This is a genomic window from Paludisphaera borealis (assembly GCF_001956985.1).
GTDB classification, from domain to species: Bacteria; Planctomycetota; Planctomycetia; order Isosphaerales; family Isosphaeraceae; genus Paludisphaera; species Paludisphaera borealis.
This window is the reverse complement of the sequence record NZ_CP019082.1, coordinates 3,681,159-3,697,738: the sequence shown is the minus strand read 5'-3', so window position 1 is coordinate 3,697,738 and position 16,580 is coordinate 3,681,159. Positions and strand designations below refer to the sequence as shown.

Here is a 16,580-nt window from a genome sequence, read left to right as displayed (position 1 = left end):
GGAGGAATCTGGATGGACAAGCTGGACGAGGGACTCAAGACGCTCCTCGAAGTAGGCAAAAGGCGAGGGTTCCTCACCTTCGACCAGGTCAACGACGTTCTGCCCGATGATGCGACGAGCCCCGAACGCATCCACAGTCTGCTTGAGACGCTTGACGAGATGGGCGTCGAACTGATCAACGAGGACGAGGCGGAGACCCGCCTGCTGGCCTCGGGCGATCTCGACGACGAACCCGACGACGACCTCGCCGACGAGGCGGCCGAGGAAGACGACGCCGAGCTCACCCCCGAGGAACTCGAGGACATCTCGCGGCGGATCGACGATCCGGTGCGGATGTACCTGACCCAGATGGGCGAGATCCCCCTGCTCACCCGCGAGCAGGAGATCAACCTCGCCAAGAAGATCGAAGACACCCGCAAGCAGTTCCGCCGCAAGGTCCTCGAGTGCCACTTCGCGCTCGCCCTGGTGGTCGACGTCCTCAAGAAGGTGTCCGAGGGCGAGCTGCCGTTCGACCGCACCGTCAAGGTCTCGGTCACCGAGAACCTTGAGAAGGACCAGATCCTCGGTCGGATGCCGCACAACCTCGCCACCCTCGGCCACCTGATGGAGTGCAACGTCCGCGACTTCAAGGCCTACGTCCGCGATCGCGACTCCGAAGTCCGCGACACCCTGCGGAGCGACCTCAAGCGGCGGCGGTTCAAGGCCGTCAACCTGGTCGAGGAGCTGTCGATCCGGACCCAGAAGGTGCAGCCCCTCATGAAGCGGCTGGAGCAGATCGCCGTTCGCATGAACGAGCTGCTCTTCCAGCTTCGCGAGTACCGCGCCGGCCGGGTCGGCAAGGAAGACCGCGGCAATCTGGTCAAAGAGCTCAAGGACCTGATGCGGATCACGCTCGAAAGCCCCAAGAGCCTCCGCCGCCGGGTCGAGCTGATGAACGCCCGGTTCAAGGAGTACGAGCAGGCCAAGCGCGAACTCTCCGGCGGCAACCTCCGGCTGGTCGTCTCGATCGCCAAGAAGTACCGCAACCGCGGCCTCTCGTTCCTCGACCTGATCCAGGAAGGCAACACCGGCCTGATGCGGGCGGTCGACAAGTACGAGTACCGCCGCGGCTACAAGTTCAGCACTTACGCCACCTGGTGGATTCGACAGGCCATCACCCGGGCGATCGCCGACCAGGCCCGCACCATCCGCATCCCGGTCCACATGATCGAGACGATGTCGAAGCTTCGCAACGTCTCCAAGAAGCTGCTTCAGGAGAAGGGACGCGAGCCGACCATCGAGGAAACGGCGCGGGCGGCCAACATCTCGGTCGAGGAGACTCGCCGGGTGATGAAGATCAGCCGCCACCCGATCTCGCTCGACCGCCCCGTGGGCGAAAGCGAAGACAGCTACTTCGGCGACTTCATCGAAGACGAGGCCGTCGAGAGCCCGATCAACGCCGCCACCCAGGAGATGCTCAAGGACAAGATCGACTCGGTCTTGAAGACCCTGACCTACCGCGAACGCGAGATCATCAAGCTCCGGTACGGTCTGGGAGACGGCTACACCTACACTCTCGAAGAGGTCGGCCGGATCTTCAAGGTCACCCGCGAGCGGGTGCGGCAGATCGAGGCCAAGGCCGTCCGAAAATTACAGCATCCCGTACGCAGCCGGCAACTCGAGGGCTTCCTTGAGAGCACCGGTTGACGCGGACCTTTCAACCGCCGGTCACTACGACCGGCGGTTTTTTTGTGCGCCGGGGCGACGCCGGCCTTGGGCCGCTTCTGCCCCTTGGGTCTGGATCGCCTGACTCCGGGCGGTTAGAAGAAGACTCGACGCGTTCCCTGTTCACCTCCCCCACGGACTGCAACGGAGACCCCGACTTATGACCGCGACCGCCGACGCTCTTCGCGACCTCCACACGCTGCACCAGCGCGCCAAGGCCGTCCGCGACCGCCTCCTGTCCGGTCCCAAGACCCTGACCGTGCGCCAGGCCGCTCTCGTCGCTCGCCAGGCCGACCTGGAGAAGACCCGCAAGGCCCTCCAGGACGCCAAGCTCGGGCTCAGCAAAAACGAGCACGCCCTCCAGGCGTCGCAGGCCAAGATCGACGACCTCAAGGTGAAGCTCAACCTGGTCAAGAAGAACGAAGAGTACAAGGCCCTTCAGAACCAGATCGCCCACGACAAGGCCGCGATGGGCAAGTACGAGGACCTGATCCTCCAGACTTACGAGACGATCGAAGCCCAGGCCGCCGAACTCGCCAAGGTCGAGGCCGAGGTCAAGCAGTTCGCCCAGGACGTGGACAAGCTCCAGAAGGATCTCGAAACCCAAGCCGTGTCGCAGACGGCTCAGCTCGCCGAGATCGAGACGACCATCATCAGCGCCGAGGACTCGATCCCCATCGACCAGCGCGAGCAGTACCGCCGCGTCGTCCGCCAGCTCGGCGCCGACGCCCTCGCCGCCGTCGAAGGGGGCGCCTGCATCGGCTGCTACACGTCGGTCACCGCCCAGATGCTCAACGAGCTGATCAACCGCGACGCCCTCACCTTCTGCAAGAGCTGCGGCCGACTCCTCTACCTCGCCGACAACGAGGCGGAGAGCTCCCGCGCCTCGGGGGCCCCCAAGGGCAAGGCGAAGCGCTGATCATCCCGATGGCCGCGGGCCGCCTCGCGGAATCGACGCCGTCATCGGAGCGTTTCGCGATCAGGGAAGGTTTGTGAATGCGGTTCTGGCGTCCAGACCGTCCGACTTGACCCCGCTGATCGATTACTGGCCCAGCGCCACGGCTCGCGGCTCAAGCCGCGGCGACGGAGCCCCCGGCGAGGGCGTTGACGCTGAGCTGCCGGTTCTCGGCCACGCGGGCGATCAGGTGGGGCGGGAGCTCCCCCCCCGCGAGGAGACGACTGTTGACGCCGATCGCCAGGGGATGGTCGCCCGTGTAGTAGCAGCAGACCGCGTATTCCAGATCGAGCAGATAGTCGTAGATTGCGCGGTCGACGAACAGGCCGGTCGGCCCCGGCGCGGGGACCTTCCTCGCCCACTCGAAGAACCCCTTCGCGGCGTGGAACTCCCTCGTCGACTGGTAATGCATGGCGATCTGGTACAGGGGCTCGGCGCGTTCCGGCAGGGACTGGAACGCGGTCATGTAGGAGGCCATCACCTCGGGCCAGGGGCGGCCCAGCTGCGCCTCGAGCTGGGCGATCCGATAGAGCGAAAACCAGACCTCGTCGCGCCAGCCCCCCATCGCCGCCCGTCGGCGATATTGCCGAAGCGCCAGATCGGGCTCTCCGGCGTCGCGGTAACTCTGCGCGAGGTAGAAGACATATCGCGTGTTGTCGGGCTCCTCGATCAGGGCGCGCTCGAGCACCAGGGCGTCGCGGCGATAGGTCAGCGGGTCGCGCGAGCGGGCCCCCTCGTGGTGGACCACGGTGCGGACACCCGAGAGGGTCGCCTCGGTGCGCGCCTCGTCGCAGGTGATGTATTCGTGGAGCACGCCCACGTAACGCCAGGGTAAGGCGCCGCGGACGAGCTGCCTGCGGTGATAGGAGAGGCCGCCATAGCGCACCTCGATGTTGTACGAATCGGCCGAGAGGGGCGGCATCACGAAGCACTCGTCGATCGCGAACTCCTCGTCGGCGTCGATCATCAGGTTGTAATCGCACCGGCCGCGGGCCGCCTCGATCACCTCGGTGCGGTTGTGGGCGAAGTCGACCCAGGGGCGCTCCAGCAGCACGCCGGGGATTCCCGCCATCGCCTCGCGGATGATCTCCTGCGTGCCGTCGGTGGAACCCGTGTCGGCGATGACCCAGGCGTCGATCAGCGGTCGGGCCGAGGCCAGGCAGCGGCGGATCACATGCGCCTCGTCCTTCACGATCAAGTTCAGGCAGACCGTCTGTCCACGCCCTTCCATCGCGTCGCTCCTCCGCCGGATCTCGGGATTTCTGGGCCGCGTCAGCCCTTGGGATCGGTGGCGGCCGATGCGCCACTCACCCGGGACCATACGACATGGCGACGCGGGGAGTCGACACCCGCCGGCTTGGCGTCGGCCGCCCCCCCTCCAGTTCGCCTCATTTTCGCATGCCGACAAATCAGCCAGCATCGGCGGCTTACGTGTTCTAGGGTGATGCTAAAGCCAGACCTTCCCCGGTGATCCCAACAGAGGCCACACCCATGCAGAAGCGAACAAGCCGTAAGTTCCGAGCCCGAATCCAGGACGCTCTCGAGCCCCGTGTCGTCCTGAGCGGCCCCGACACTCTCGTTAGGGCATGGATGATTGCGGCGCCGCTCGCGCACGGCTCGAATGCGCATCCCAAACTCCAGGCAGCCCCGCATCAGATTGCGACCCTTAGTGCCCCTTTCAATCGCGCCCATTCGGTGCAGATGACGAGAGTCGCCCAGAGCCCCCAGGCTGCCCGACAGGCGACGATTTTCGCGGTATCGCCAACCGCGGGGGTGATCCAGTACTCGGGCAACCTCCAGTGCCCCAACACCCAGGCCATCGCACTTCGATTCCGGATCTATAGCAAGGCCAACGGCGGTACTCTCCTGTTCGACGAGGTCCAGGCGGTCAAGGTCGTGAATCATCACTTCACGGCGTTGATCGGGATGACGACGAACGGCGGGATCCCCGCTTCGGTCTTCGAGAACAGCGACTCGCTCTACATCACGTATTCGAGGCCGAATCGACCCGCCGTCACCCTCGGCCGTACGACCGTGCCGCAGGCCGCCGCCACGTTTAACGCGGCTGTCAACGCGCTCACGGGCGCGACAGGGGCCACGGGCGCGACAGGGGCCACGGGCGCCACCGGAGCCGCGGGCGATACCGGAGCCACCGGAGCCCCGGGCACCCCGGGAGCCACGGGCGATACCGGAGCCACCGGAGCCACCGGAGCCCCGGGCGCGACAGGGGCCCCGGGTGCCACCGGAGCCACGGGCGCCACCGGAGCCGCGGGCGCGACGGGCGCGACAGGGGCCGCGGGCGCCACCGGAGCCGCGGGCGATCCCGGGGCCACGGGCGCGACAGGGGCCGCGGGCGCGACAGGGGCCGCGGGCGATCCCGGGGCCACGGGCGCGACAGGGGCCACCGGAGCCACGGGCGCCACCGGAGCCGCGGGCGATCCCGGGGCTACGGGTGCGACGGGCGCGACAGGGGCCACCGGAGCCACCGGAGCCACCGGAGCCGCGGGCGATCCCGGGGCCACGGGCGCGACTGGGGCCACCGGAGCCACGGGCGCCACCGGAGCCACGGGCGCCACCGGAGCCACCGGAGCTGCGGGCGATCCCGGGGCCACGGGCGCGACAGGGGCGACGGGTGCGACAGGGGCCACGGGTGCCCCCGGCGCAGGAGCCTCCGTAATTATCCCGTTCTCATCGGGTATGCCGGCAAGCATGACCTCGATTGCGGGCGGCTTGGCGGGTCAACCTGTACTCGTCGGCTTCGGAGACTCGGTGGAGATGTCTTCTCCGCTCGGAGCGACGATTGACCTCACTGGCGGGCCTGGGATCGATCTCGATGAGGCCTTCTCGATACCGCTCAACGGCACTATTACGTCCCTCGCGGCATATTTCAGTTTGACCAATCCGCTCGTTCTCGTCGGCTCGACCGTTACCATCACGGCCCAGCTTTACTCGTCGGCGACGCCTGACAACATCTTCACGCCGATTGCGGGCGCAGTCGTCACTCTGGCTCCGGCGCTCACGGGCGTTGATGGGCTCGGGACGATCAGCAACGGCCTCACGACCGGACTGAATATCCCGGTCACTGCGCAGACTCGGCTGCTCATGGTCTACTCGATCACGGCCACTGGACTTTCCTTGGTCAACACCGTTACAGGTTACATGAGCGGCGGCGTGAGCATCGCCAGCGGCGGGTGAGCATCCCCTGACCCCTTTCTCTCTGAAGCATCAAACATCCGAGAGGCTCCTTTTCTTGTCAGGAGGAAAGGAGCCTCTCTCGTTTGAACAAGCGCGGAAACGGCGTCGGTGGGCACCGTGCAGCGGAAGCGGTCGAGGTGTGTGCGATCGCCCCAGCACCACTCGATGTCGTCGGATTCGACCGTGCCGGACTCGAGGTGGACGACGGCGGGGCAGGCCCAGCCGGGGGGCGTCCCCATCCATCATGGCGAGGCGGGGAGGGCCCTCTCGGCCGCGACGGCCGGCAAAGCCGCGTCCGCTTTCGCGTGGCGCTCGACCCTGCCGCGACCGGGGAGGAAGAAGAAGGCCAGGGCGAGGATGGCGTAGACCATCAGGAGCATCAGCCCTTCGAGCCAGTTCGATTCGCCGTCCTCGCAGACCATGCGGGCGAGCATGACCGAGAGGAGCACGGCCACGACTTCGAGTGTGCTGAAGCGGAGGTCCATCGGTTCGGCCCGGAGGTAGCTGGCGAAGACCAGGACCGGGGCGACGAAGAGCGCGATCTGGAGCGACGAGCCGATCGCGATGCCCACCGACAGGTCCATCTGGTTCTTCATCGCCACGATGACGGCCGTCGAGTGCTCGGCCGCGTTGCCGACGATCGCAACCACGATGACGCCGACGAACACCGCGTTCATGCCCAGCGTATGACTCGCCCCCTCGACCGCGCCCACGAGGATCTCGCTCATCCAGGCGATCAAGAGGGTCGCCACGACCAGGAGGCTCACGGATCGCGTCGTGCCCCACTGTTCCTCCCCCGCGTGCGGGTCCTCGCCTTTCGGGTTGAACAGGTCGCGGTGCGTTCCCAGGCTGAAGACCAGGTGGGCGGCGTAGGTCAACATGAGGATGATCGAGACGCCGATGCTCAGCTCGTGCTCGAGGATCGTGTCGGCCCGCGTGACTTCCGGCAGCGAGTGGAAGATCGCCGGCACGAGGAGGGCGATCGCCGCCAGCACCATCATCGTCGAGCTGACCCCCGCGGCGGTCTTGTTGAACCGCTGCGTGTTGTACTTCAGCCCGCCGGCCAGGAAGCTCGCCCCCAGCACCAGCAGCGTGTTGCCCACGATACTGCCGGTCAGCGACGCCTTGACGACGCCGTCGAGGCCGTTGAACAGGGCGAACAGCGCGATGATCAGCTCGGCCGCGTTGCCGAACGTGGCGTTGAGCAGCCCGCCGATCCCCGGACCGAGCCGTTGGGCGAGCTGTTCAGTCGCCTCGCCCATCAGGCCGGCCAGCGGGATGATCGCCGCGCAAGCCGCCACGAACAACCAGATCGGGCCGGCGCCCGCGAACCGCAGGACGATCGCCAGCGGGACGGCCAGGAGCAAGAGCCGCGACCATCCTGCTTGTCGCGGGTCGAAGGCCGACAGCGCCGACGGCTCGCCCGCCGCGTCCTCACCGGCTTCACGATGGTTGACTCGCTGTCGGTCCAACTTATAATGCCTCCAAGTTTCCTGGGAAAGTCCCGGGGAACGATCCGTGGCTCATCGCAGGGCGTCTGGCGGCGCGACTTTCTTTTGTAGGGTGGGCACTGCCCACCGTTTCCAACCCCCGACGCCGAAGCGGGGTCGGACGGTGGGCAGTGCCCACCCTACAAAATGCAATCGTGCGTCGCCATCGATTGGCCCCCGTGAGCCCGATCAGTTTACGTTGAACTTGATCTCTCAAGAAGTCCGTACCGTAGCTAGCGAGGCATCAAATCATGGCCGGCAGCGTGAAGGAGTTTACCGACGCCAACTGGAAGTCGGAAGTGCTCGATTCCTCGGTTCCCGTGATCGTCGATTTCTGGGCGCCGTGGTGCGGCCCTTGCCGCATGCTGGCTCCCACGATCGAGAAGATCGCCGAGGAGTTCGGCGACAAGGTGAAGGTCGGGAAGATGAACACCGACGAAAACTCCGACACGCCCGGCGGCCTGCGGATCTCCGCCATTCCGACGGTCCTGGTCTTCCAGGGGGGCAAGGAAGTCGACCGGCTGGTCGGCGTCAACCCGATCAACAAGTTCAAAGACACCCTCGGGAAGCTCGGCGTCGCCTGAGCCGCGGGACCCATCGATTGATGTTCCGCCAAAGTCCGGGAATCAAAGTCTGCGGCCTGACTGAGCCCGCCAACGCCCTCGACTGCTTGCAGGCCGGGGCCGACTGGATCGGGCTCAATTTTCATCCCGCGTCCCCCCGGTTCGTCACCGTCGAGCGGGCCGAGACGATCCTCTCGGCCCTGCCGACCCGCGCCGTCGCCGTCGGCCTGTTCGTCAACCGCCCCGCCGACGAGGTCCGCGAGGTCTGCGCCCGCCTCGGCCTGACGCGGGTCCAGCTTCACGGCGACGAGCCCGTCGAAGACGTGGTCGCGCTGAGCGAGTTCTTCGTCATTCGGGCGTTCCGGCTCCGCGACGCCTCGGCCGTCGCGGCCATGTCGGCCTATCTCGAACGCGCTGATCGGCTGGGCCGATCGCCCGACGCCGTCCTGATCGACGCCTGGTCGCCCGGCCGCGCCGGGGGCACCGGCGAACTGATCGACGACGACCTGATGGACGGCCTCCCCCCCCTGCCTCGCCTGATGCTCGCCGGCGGCCTCACCGCCGACAACGTCGCCGCCCGCGCCGCCCGCGTCCGCCCCTGGATGGTCGACGCCGCCAGCGGCGTCGAATCGTCGCCCGGCGTGAAGGACCTCGACAAAGTCCGCGCGTTCGTGCGGGCTGCTGCTCGGTGAGGTGGACTGAAGTCGCGTCCCTCTACCGGGGGGGGCCGAATCCGAACGTCGGCAAGGCCGCCGTCGGCGAGACGATCATGCGGCAGAGGGGTTTGCTCGACGGTCTTGCATCTGTCGCAATGTGCGCTCCAGCCCATCGTCCAAGAACGCGGATTCGATGCCTTCCGCCGCCCCGGCGGCGGCGATCTCTGCGCGAGCGAACATCTTCGACTCGTAGTCTCGCACCGCAGCCCGCCAATCGTCCGCGTCGGCGAGGGCGAGCGCCAGGTCCGCCGCGTCGATCATGGCCAGATTCACCCCCTCCCCCGTGAAGGGTGACATGACGTGGGCGGCGTCGCCGAGCAGGGTGACGCCCGGTCGATTCTCCCAGCGATGGCCCACGGGCAACGCGTAGAGCGGAAGCGGGACGATCCGGTCGCCGGCCTCGTGGATCAGGGCGAGCAGCCTGGGCGACCAGCCTGGGAAATTCGCGGCCAGCTTGGTCTTCGTCTCGTCGGGAAGGCCGGCGTCGAGGGAGCGCGAAGACGCCCAATCCTCGGGCGCCCGCAACGCGACGTAGACGCCCACGTGGGCGTTCGCATCACGATGCGCGAGCAGTCCCTTGTTGTCCCCCAAGGCGAACAACATGCCGTGGCCGACCAGCCGTGAGACGTCGGGATGCCGCTCGTCCACATCGTCGAGGCTTAACGAAACGAACGTCACGCCGGTGTAGGCCGGCACCGCGCGGGAGACGAGCGGCCGGACGCGCGAGCGAGCGCCGTCGGCCCCAACCACCAGGTCGAAACCCTCGGTATGCCCGCCCTCGAAAATCAATTCAAAAGCCCCGTCGTCTCGTGTCTCGATCGTCAACACCCGGCGGCCCCACTGCACGACGCCCGACGGGAGGGAATCAAGGAGGATTCGCCGCAACGCGGGGCGATCGACTTCGGGGCGATCGGAATCGGCCGCCCCTCCCTCCTCCTCGTAGTGGGTGACTCCGTCCCGATCGAAGAGCCGCATACCCTGATCTTCGTATCGCGCGACGCTCAGAAATTCATCCTCCAGCCCCGCCAGGCGCAGGGCGTGCTGGCCGGTGTCGGCGTGGAGGTCCAAAGACCCGCCCTGCGACCTGTCGAGCACCGAGGCTTCGCGTTCGAACACAGTCGAGACGACCCCACGAGCGTGCAAGATCCGCGCGAGCGTCAGGCCGCCCGGCCCGCCGCCCACGATTGCGATACGAGGACGTTCCTTCATGTCTCTCATCCTGGTCCTCCTGAGCCCGATCGGTATTTAAGCCCGAGAAGCGGCATTGGTCGATGTATAGCATGCTATGGATTTGCGTGGCAAGGGAAGAATGGGGATAATCGCGTTATGGCATGGATTCCGAAGCACACCGCCGAGCATCTCATTGGCCGCACGGCGCGGCTGCTCACCCGCGTAGGGGACGCGCGGCTGAAGTCGCTCGGCCTCACGGGCGCTCAACTCCCAGTCTTTGCGGCTTTGCAGGACGGTTCCACGCTCTCGCAGACGGCCCTGGCCAGGATCGCGGGGGTCGAACAGCCGACAATGGCGGCGACGCTCTCGCGCATGGAACGCGACGGTTTGATCCGACGCGAGCCTGATCCCGCCGACGGCCGCAGCAGCTTGATACGCCTGACTCCCGCGGCCATCGCAAAGCTCCCCGCTTTGGCGGCCCTACGGACTCAGGCCGCTGAAGAGGCCCTGGCGGGTTTCGACGACGCCGAGAGGAAGCTCCTCGCCGGCATGCTGATGAGGATCGTCGCCAACGTGGAAAAAACCTAGGGTGGCAGAACCCGGAAAAGAGCAAGGCGTCATGAGGCGGAAGACGAAGACGTCCCAAACAGACGCCCTTGCCTGATCCCTCTTCATCTGTGTCCATCTGTGGACGAGTTCTCGCCCATCCTCGTTAACTTTGCCATCCTCTTGGCTCCTCCCTGGAAACGGCCCTGGTCAACTCGTAGTACACTTAAGGCGGGGAACTCTGCCTTTCCCTCGGGCAGTCCCGCGCTCCTTGATAATTCGGTTGTGGTGATAGGCCGGGGGACGCCTCGGCCGAACTTTGAAAACACGCGCGAAGGAAGCCAATTCCCCAGGGCCGGCCGGTGCCGCTCCTTCGGGCGATCCTCCCCCGAAAACCGCGCGATCGAACCCAAAATTCCTGGGCGGCGGAGGATCTCGGCCGGGCGGGAAACGACCGACGGCCGGGGATTGAAACCGAGCTTTCGGCGCGAACGAAGCCAATGTGGCGAAATTATGAGAAAGCCTGAATTTATAAGGGGTTATGACTCAGGATGAGGCATTCGCCGGGGCGCGAACGAACCCAATCGCTGGCCCGCTCCCACAGCCTGGAGCTGGACGATAGACATCCCGCGGAAAGGGCGTTTCGGGCCAATCGAAGCCAATCCCGCGCCCGGGTTTCGGGGTTGCTTCCGGGCGGGGTTCGACGTGGCGAGCGATGAAATCGGCGCGAACGAACCCATTCGCCGGCGATGGTTGGGTCGGTTGGATTCTATTGAAGGAAGCGGTTCGGCCGGCGGGCGCGGGCATGGCGAGAGTGACGCACCGGACGATTGACAAGGGCGGGTTCGAGAGATAGCCTGATCTGTTAGTCTCGCGCTCGATCATGTTCGGGCTCCCCTCGCCATTGCTTGGAATCTCTACCATCGCCGCGACACCACCCACGACTCATCGGGACGATTCCCGGCTGTTCGCCGATTGCCAGGCCGTTCTCGGCTATGAGTTTCGCGACGAGGATCTGCTCCGCGAGGCGCTCACGCACGCCTCGGGCGCCAATCACCGGCTGGCTTCGAACGAGCGGCTTGAATTCCTCGGCGACGCCATCCTCGGTGCCGTCGTCTGCGAGCTGCTGTTCCGCAAGTATCCCGACTATCAGGAAGGCGAGCTGACGCGGATCAAGTCGATCGTGGTCTCGCGGCGCACCTGCGCCAAGATCTCGGAATCGCTGTCGCTCGAAATCTACCTGTTCCTGGGCAAGGGGATGGGGTCGCAAGACCAGACCCCGCCGTCGGTCCTCGCCGACATGTTCGAGAGCCTGATCGGGGCCATCTTCCTCGACGGCGGCATGGAGGCGGCGCAGCGGTTCATCGTCGGCCACATCGAGCCCGAGATCGACGCGGCCGTCGACGGTCAGAACGGGCTGAACTACAAGAGCAACCTCCAGCACGCCGCCCAGCGCGACTTCGGCGCGACCCCGACCTACCTGTTGCTCGACGAGAAGGGCCCGGACCACTCCAAGTGCTTCAAGATCGCCGCCCAGATCGGCCGCAACTGCTACGCCCCGGCCTGGGGACGCAACAAGAAAGAAGCCGAACAGCGGGCCGCCATGAACGCGCTCTGCCAGCTCGCGGGCTCCCCCCTCCCCTTCGAGTCGGACTGACGAGGTCGCCGTGAACGGTACACTCGTTTCCGACCTGGGATTGGGACCGGCGACCTGGCTGTTCCTGTCGTTCCTGGGGTGCGTCACCCTGTTCTTCAAGTTCAGCCGGTTCTGGAGCATCCGGAACCTCGACCTGATCCTCTTGTTCGCGCTGGTTCCCGGCATGATGATGATCGTCGGCAGCCGGCCGGCGCAGCCGTTCGCGGCCTACGTGCTGCTGTTCCTCGGCTCGGCCGCCTGGCTGGTGCGCTGCCTGGTCGACCTGGGGTTCTCGCGGCGGCCGTTGCTTGAACCCAACCTGAACGCCTCGGGCCTGTTCTGCCTGTCGGTCGGGGTGCTCGGGCTGCTGCTGGTCGAGACCGTCAGCCTGCCCGTCGAGGAAGGGGCCGCGCGGAACCCGGCCGAGCCGTCGGCAAGGGAGGAGCTGGCCGGCCGACCGCCATCGCCGACCGAGGAGAACGTCGCGGTCAAGCAGGTGCTCGAGATCGCGCCGCTCCCCGAATCGCTCAAGCACAAGCCGTTGCAGGTGATCCTCTCGCGGGTGCTGGCGGTCCTGGCTCATCTGGGACTGGTCAGTGGGCTCTGGCTGATCGGCTGGAAGCATTTCGAGCGGTCGATCACGGGCCTGTCGATGGCGGCCTGTTACCTGCTGTTGCCGTACAGTCGCGTGGCGCTGGTGGACAGCGGTCAGTTGATCCCCTCGGCCCTGATCATCTATGCGGTGTTCTGGCACACCCGGCCCACGATCTCGGGCCTGTTGATCGGCCTGGCGGCCGGCTGGATTCCCGCCTGCCTGGGTCTGATCGCCCTGTGGGCGGGGTTCTACAAGGGGAAATCGCGGCTCAGGTACCTGCTGGTCTCGGTTTCGGTGGCGTTGGCCTGCGCCCTGCTGGGCTCGTTCGGCCCGGGGCTCTCGCAATGGGCGAGCGCCCTTGGCGCCCGGAGCATCGCCGAGGTCGGCCTGCTCCCCCGGTTCGAGCCCCGTTCCGACGGCAGCTTCTGGGTCGGCTTCGACTCCAGCTTCCGGCTCCCGGTACTGATCGGCTACCTCGCGCTGGTGATCGTGACGATCTTCGTTCCCGCCCGCAAAGACCTCTCGGAGCTGATCTCCCTATCCGCCGCGCTGCTGGTCGCCAGCCAGTTCTGGTATCTCGAAAAGGGGGGAACGCTGGTGCTCCTGTACCTTCCCCTGGCGATCGTCATGATGTTCCGCCCCACCATGAACGCGCGCCGACTGCTCGGCGCCTCGCTCCAGCGATCCGCCTCGCGAACTCCGGTGTCGCCGCCGTCGTCGTAGCTTGGCCTTCCGAACTTCGGCATGACGTGGGCCCCGCCGAGGTTCGGCTTACGCATTGAGCAAATCCGTGCAGGCATGTGGGTGTCACGAGGTTTGGCGCTCCGAACCCGTGCGGCGCGGGGCGAGTACGACCCGTGGCACCCTCGGTCCATCAAAGCAAGTTGCTTCCTGTTGGCTTTGCACGATGTATTACTTGGACGCGCCTCAATCGTTGTCCTGGCGCTTGGAATTGCCGTTCTGATCGAAATAGAACAGGCCCGGCAGATCATCGTCAGCCCTGGTCCCCAGCACGATCCTACGCCTGCCCTGGCGGTCGTAGATCTCGATGCCGGCCGATCCATTTTCCGGATTGGTGGTCAGTTTGATCCTGACGGCGTTGTTATTGGGGTCGCGGATCAGGATTTCCCTCTCCTCGAAGGTCGCCGCGCCAGCCACGCCCAAGCCGGCGACGGCGAGGAGCAACGAAAGAACGATTCGCTTCAAGCGACGATTCTCCCTATCGAGCCGATCCATGCGAAGGCTCAACGCTTCGATGCTGCTTTCCGACATGGCGCGATCTCCAGTCGACAGGTGGGTGGCGAATTATTTGAACCCAATGAGTACATTGTCGAGCGATTGGCTTCTCTTTTCAAGCCCTTCCAGATCAATCGCCGGAAGCGTCGATCCGCCCAGACCGTCGGCGTCGATTCCACGCACCGCGAGCGAGGAAAGCCGCCCGGAGCGCGCTTGACAGGCGATTGTTCGCCGTGTATGTAACTAATCGGTTAGGTAACCAGTTGGATAGATACGCATGGCCGTTGACTCACTCAGCACCACGTTCGCCGCGCTGTCCGACCCCACGCGCCGGGCGATTCTCGCTCACCTTGCCGCGGGGCCGGCGACGGTGAAGGAGCTGTCGGTGCCGTTTGCGATGAGTGGTCCGGCGGTTTCCAAGCATCTCCGGGTGCTTGAACACGCCGGCCTGATCGCGCGAGGTCGCGAGGCGCAGTGGCGCCCCTGCCGGCTTGAGGCGGCGCCGCTGAAGGAGGTGGCCGAGTGGGCGGAGAACTATCGAAGGTTCTGGGACGCGAATTTCGAGCGGCTGGATGAGTACCTCCAACACCTGAAGGAAAAGGAGAGGAATCATGAGCCCGGCGAATAAGGTCGGTGCCACGACGTTCACGACGCCGTCGGATCGGGAGATCGTCATGACGCGCGTCTTCGACGCGCCGCGCAGGCTCGTCTTCGAGGCCTGGACCAACTCCGAGCACCTACCGCGCTGGATGCTCGGCCCTGGAGGCTGGACGATGCCGGTCTGCGAGATCGATCTCCGTCCCGGCGGAAGGTGGCGATTCGTCTGGCGCGGCCTCGACGGCGCCGAGATGGAGATGAGCGGTGTGTACAAGGAGGTGACGCCGCCTGACCGGCTCGTCTCCACCGAGTCGTGGGGCGGCGGCTGGCCCGAGACCCTCAAAACGCTGACGCTCTCCGAAGAGGACGGCAAGACCACAGTCACGAGCACCGTGCTCTACCCGTCGAAGGAGGCCCGCGATGCGGCGCTTCAGACCGGGATGAAGGAAGGCGTCAACGCGAGCTTCGACCGACTCGCCGAGTACGTCCAGACGCTCGCCTGAGACCCGCCCGAGGGCGAAGGACAGTCGCCGGCGGGGCTTGAGAATCGGAACGGTCGTCCCTCCAACCGCTTTCAACCGCCGTCAGGAGGCCTGGCTCGCGGGCTTCTTGCGGTGGAGCGAAGGGGCGTCGGGGAAGTGCCGGAGGAGCCATCGCGACAGGCCCCAGTCGACGAACCGGGGCGCGAGCCTGTTCATGAACACCAGGAGTCGGCCCCTGGTCGTCAGCGTGATCTCGCGTTTGCGACGTGCGACCGCCCGGAGCGTGGCGCGGGCGACCGCGTCGGCGGGCATCGTCCGCCATTCGGAGACCGACACGCGGGCCGTCTTCGCTACCGCGTTGTCGTCGAACGGGGTGTCCGAGAACCCGGGATTGACCTGGAGGACGTGGATGCCGAACCGCCGCCACTCGATTCGGATCGACTCGACGAATCCCGACACCGCGAACTTGCTGGCGCTGTACTCGGCCCGGCCGGGCAGGCCGCGACGCGCGTTGACCGAGCCCATCACGACCATCACCGGGGCGGTCCCCTCGCTCAAGAGCGGCTGGGCCGCGCGGCAGACCTCGGCCATGGCGAAGAAGTTGATCTCGAAGACCCGGCGCAGGACCCAGGGATCATGGGTGTCGAACTGGCCGGTCGCCCCGACCCCGGCGTTGTTGACGACGAGGTCGAGTGCTCCGAGGCGGTTGGCGATCTCATCGAAAAGCCGCTGGCGGTCCTTGTCGACGGTCAGGTCGGCCGCGACGGTGATGATCCGCTCGGGAGAGGCACCCGATTGCAGCAGCTCGTGGGCCACGGCGTCGAGCTTGGCGGCGGAGCGGCCGGTCAGGACGACCGTCGCTCCCAGATGGACGAGGTGCTCGGCGATGGCCCGTCCCAGGCCCGAGGATGCGCCGGTTACCAGCGCTCGGGTGTCATTCCACGATCGACGGTGCGACATGGACATGGTAGTTGTGACCCGGATGGCTCATTGACGTTCGTCAAGGTGGCAGTCCAGGTATTCTAGCACATTTGGGAATTCATTTCACAACGGAATTATCAAGGCCGCCTTCCACATGCGTCATGGCGGGCGTGTCTTCGAGGTCGGCGCTGCGCCAGCCGAACCGCGACGACCGGCTGGAGTTGGTGGGCTCGCTGACCACGACGCGCGATTTGCGGCCGTTCTCGATGACGGTCTCGCGCGAGCTGACGACGGTTCCGCCGTCGACCGTGCTGGGGATCTCGCAGACCGGTCCGGCGACCGTGCTGGGCACGACGGTCCCTGGGGGGCACGCTCCGGAGCCCTGGCCGCCGTAGTAGTAATAGTGGTGCTGATGGCATCCCCAGCCGCAGCAGCATATTCCACCAGCCAAGACGACGCCGAGAGCCTTGCGACCCAGTAAGAACATCAAGCGGGCGTCTCGCATGGCGAACCTCCCGTGCAGCGACCCGGTCGAACGCGTCTCGCCGACGGAGCCGATACGGCCCCGTCCCGGCGAACTCCGACCCAGTCTCGACACCAGATACCTGTACGGAAACGGCGGAAGAAGACCTCGCCGCAAGTGAACGAATCCGTCAACCACAATCGATCGAAAGGGGAGGACTCACGGAAACGCCGTCGCCGACCTCCTGTCGACTCGGGTTGGGCCGGACTTTATAAGAATCCCCCGAATCAGCCAACATCAATTTGTCGCCC

15 protein-coding genes and 1 pseudogene are annotated in these 16,580 nt (G+C 66.0%); 10 read left to right on the top strand and 6 right to left on the bottom strand.

Going from position 1 to position 16,580, the window contains the following annotated elements; all coding sequences use genetic code 11:
* The first annotated feature begins 12 nt into the window (after positions 1–12).
* Positions 13–1,686: an RNA polymerase sigma factor RpoD gene (gene rpoD / locus BSF38_RS32520; RefSeq protein WP_076346667.1), complete on the top strand. Its 1,674-nt coding sequence runs from the start codon at positions 13–15 to the stop codon at positions 1,684–1,686.
* Positions 1,687–1,864: 178 nt separating this feature from the next.
* Positions 1,865–2,623, top strand: coding sequence for a zinc ribbon domain-containing protein (locus BSF38_RS14355; RefSeq protein ID WP_076346665.1), 759 nt, complete (start codon positions 1,865–1,867; stop codon positions 2,621–2,623).
* Between the two features lie 151 nt (positions 2,624–2,774).
* On the opposite strand, the gene BSF38_RS14350 is transcribed toward BSF38_RS14355, so the two are convergent.
* Complete coding sequence (locus BSF38_RS14350; RefSeq protein WP_076346663.1) at positions 2,775–3,890, bottom strand: tetratricopeptide repeat-containing glycosyltransferase; 1,116 nt, start codon at positions 3,888–3,890, stop codon at positions 2,775–2,777.
* 851 nt (positions 3,891–4,741) lie between these two features.
* Here BSF38_RS14350 and BSF38_RS14345 point away from each other — a divergent pair.
* A pseudogene (locus tag BSF38_RS14345) lies at positions 4,742–5,854 on the top strand (exosporium glycoprotein BclB-related protein); the annotation flags it as partial.
* Between the two features lie 242 nt (positions 5,855–6,096).
* Here the strand turns inward: BSF38_RS14345 and cax are convergent.
* Positions 6,097–7,263 carry a calcium/proton exchanger gene (cax, locus tag BSF38_RS14335; protein WP_083713895.1) on the bottom strand — a complete coding sequence of 389 codons (1,167 nt, stop codon included), beginning with the start codon at positions 7,261–7,263 and terminating at the stop codon, positions 6,097–6,099.
* Positions 7,264–7,595: 332 nt separating this feature from the next.
* Between cax and trxA the strand changes: the two genes are divergently transcribed.
* Positions 7,596–7,928: a thioredoxin gene (gene trxA / locus BSF38_RS14330; protein WP_076346657.1), complete on the top strand. Its 333-nt coding sequence runs from the start codon at positions 7,596–7,598 to the stop codon at positions 7,926–7,928.
* A gap of 20 nt (positions 7,929–7,948) precedes the next feature.
* Complete coding sequence (locus BSF38_RS14325) at positions 7,949–8,599, top strand: phosphoribosylanthranilate isomerase (RefSeq protein ID WP_076346655.1); 651 nt, start codon at positions 7,949–7,951, stop codon at positions 8,597–8,599.
* Positions 8,600–8,674: 75 nt separating this feature from the next.
* On the opposite strand, the gene BSF38_RS14320 is transcribed toward BSF38_RS14325, so the two are convergent.
* Positions 8,675–9,832 (bottom strand): FAD-dependent oxidoreductase, encoded by a 1,158-nt coding sequence (locus BSF38_RS14320; protein WP_076346653.1) that lies wholly within the window; start codon positions 9,830–9,832, stop codon positions 8,675–8,677.
* 117 nt (positions 9,833–9,949) lie between these two features.
* On the opposite strand from BSF38_RS14320, the gene BSF38_RS14315 reads away from it, so the two are divergent.
* From BSF38_RS14315 to BSF38_RS14305, 3 genes are all read left to right on the top strand, one after another.
* The gene (locus BSF38_RS14315) at positions 9,950–10,381 is read left to right on the top strand and encodes a MarR family winged helix-turn-helix transcriptional regulator (RefSeq protein ID WP_076346651.1); all 432 of its coding nucleotides are present in this window, start codon (positions 9,950–9,952) and stop codon (positions 10,379–10,381) included.
* 862 nt (positions 10,382–11,243) lie between these two features.
* Positions 11,244–11,996 (top strand): ribonuclease III, encoded by a 753-nt coding sequence (rnc, locus tag BSF38_RS14310; RefSeq protein ID WP_237170880.1) that lies wholly within the window; start codon positions 11,244–11,246, stop codon positions 11,994–11,996.
* Positions 11,997–12,006: 10 nt separating this feature from the next.
* Entirely contained in the window at positions 12,007–13,293 is a 1,287-nt protein-coding gene (locus BSF38_RS14305; RefSeq protein ID WP_076346647.1) for a hypothetical protein, read from the top strand.
* Between the two features lie 204 nt (positions 13,294–13,497).
* Here BSF38_RS14305 and BSF38_RS14300 read toward each other — a convergent pair whose 3' ends face one another.
* Positions 13,498–13,755: a hypothetical protein gene (locus BSF38_RS14300; RefSeq protein ID WP_168189374.1), complete on the bottom strand. Its 258-nt coding sequence runs from the start codon at positions 13,753–13,755 to the stop codon at positions 13,498–13,500.
* A gap of 328 nt (positions 13,756–14,083) precedes the next feature.
* Here BSF38_RS14300 and BSF38_RS14295 point away from each other — a divergent pair, with 328 nt between their 5' ends.
* Positions 14,084–14,434 (top strand): ArsR/SmtB family transcription factor, encoded by a 351-nt coding sequence (locus tag BSF38_RS14295; RefSeq protein WP_076346643.1) that lies wholly within the window; start codon positions 14,084–14,086, stop codon positions 14,432–14,434.
* Complete coding sequence (locus BSF38_RS14290) at positions 14,418–14,906, top strand: SRPBCC family protein (protein ID WP_076346641.1); 489 nt, start codon at positions 14,418–14,420, stop codon at positions 14,904–14,906. The genes BSF38_RS14295 and BSF38_RS14290 overlap by 17 nt, the downstream gene beginning before the upstream one ends.
* Before the next feature lie 81 nt (positions 14,907–14,987).
* Here BSF38_RS14290 and BSF38_RS14285 read toward each other — a convergent pair whose 3' ends face one another.
* Entirely contained in the window at positions 14,988–15,845 is an 858-nt protein-coding gene (locus BSF38_RS14285; RefSeq protein WP_076350900.1) for an SDR family NAD(P)-dependent oxidoreductase, read from the bottom strand.
* Positions 15,846–15,924: 79 nt separating this feature from the next.
* Entirely contained in the window at positions 15,925–16,311 is a 387-nt protein-coding gene (locus BSF38_RS30730; RefSeq protein WP_145952125.1) for a hypothetical protein, read from the bottom strand.
* Between the last annotated feature and the right edge of the window lie 269 nt (positions 16,312–16,580).

Coding starts and splice junctions, on each gene's coding strand:
- rpoD (WP_076346667.1), top strand. CDS start 13: ATGGACAAGCTGGACGAGGGACTCAAGACGCTCCTCGAAGTAGGCAAA.
- BSF38_RS14355 (WP_076346665.1), top strand. CDS start 1,865: ATGACCGCGACCGCCGACGCTCTTCGCGACCTCCACACGCTGCACCAG.
- BSF38_RS14350 (WP_076346663.1), bottom strand. CDS start 3,890: ATGGAAGGGCGTGGACAGACGGTCTGCCTGAACTTGATCGTGAAGGAC.
- trxA (WP_076346657.1), top strand. CDS start 7,596: ATGGCCGGCAGCGTGAAGGAGTTTACCGACGCCAACTGGAAGTCGGAA.
- BSF38_RS14325 (WP_076346655.1), top strand. CDS start 7,949: ATGTTCCGCCAAAGTCCGGGAATCAAAGTCTGCGGCCTGACTGAGCCC.
- BSF38_RS14320 (WP_076346653.1), bottom strand. CDS start 9,832: ATGAAGGAACGTCCTCGTATCGCAATCGTGGGCGGCGGGCCGGGCGGC.
- BSF38_RS14315 (WP_076346651.1), top strand. CDS start 9,950: ATGGCATGGATTCCGAAGCACACCGCCGAGCATCTCATTGGCCGCACG.
- BSF38_RS14295 (WP_076346643.1), top strand. CDS start 14,084: ATGGCCGTTGACTCACTCAGCACCACGTTCGCCGCGCTGTCCGACCCC.
- BSF38_RS14290 (WP_076346641.1), top strand. CDS start 14,418: ATGAGCCCGGCGAATAAGGTCGGTGCCACGACGTTCACGACGCCGTCG.
- BSF38_RS14285 (WP_076350900.1), bottom strand. CDS start 15,845: ATGTCGCACCGTCGATCGTGGAATGACACCCGAGCGCTGGTAACCGGC.
- BSF38_RS30730 (WP_145952125.1), bottom strand. CDS start 16,311: ATGCGAGACGCCCGCTTGATGTTCTTACTGGGTCGCAAGGCTCTCGGC.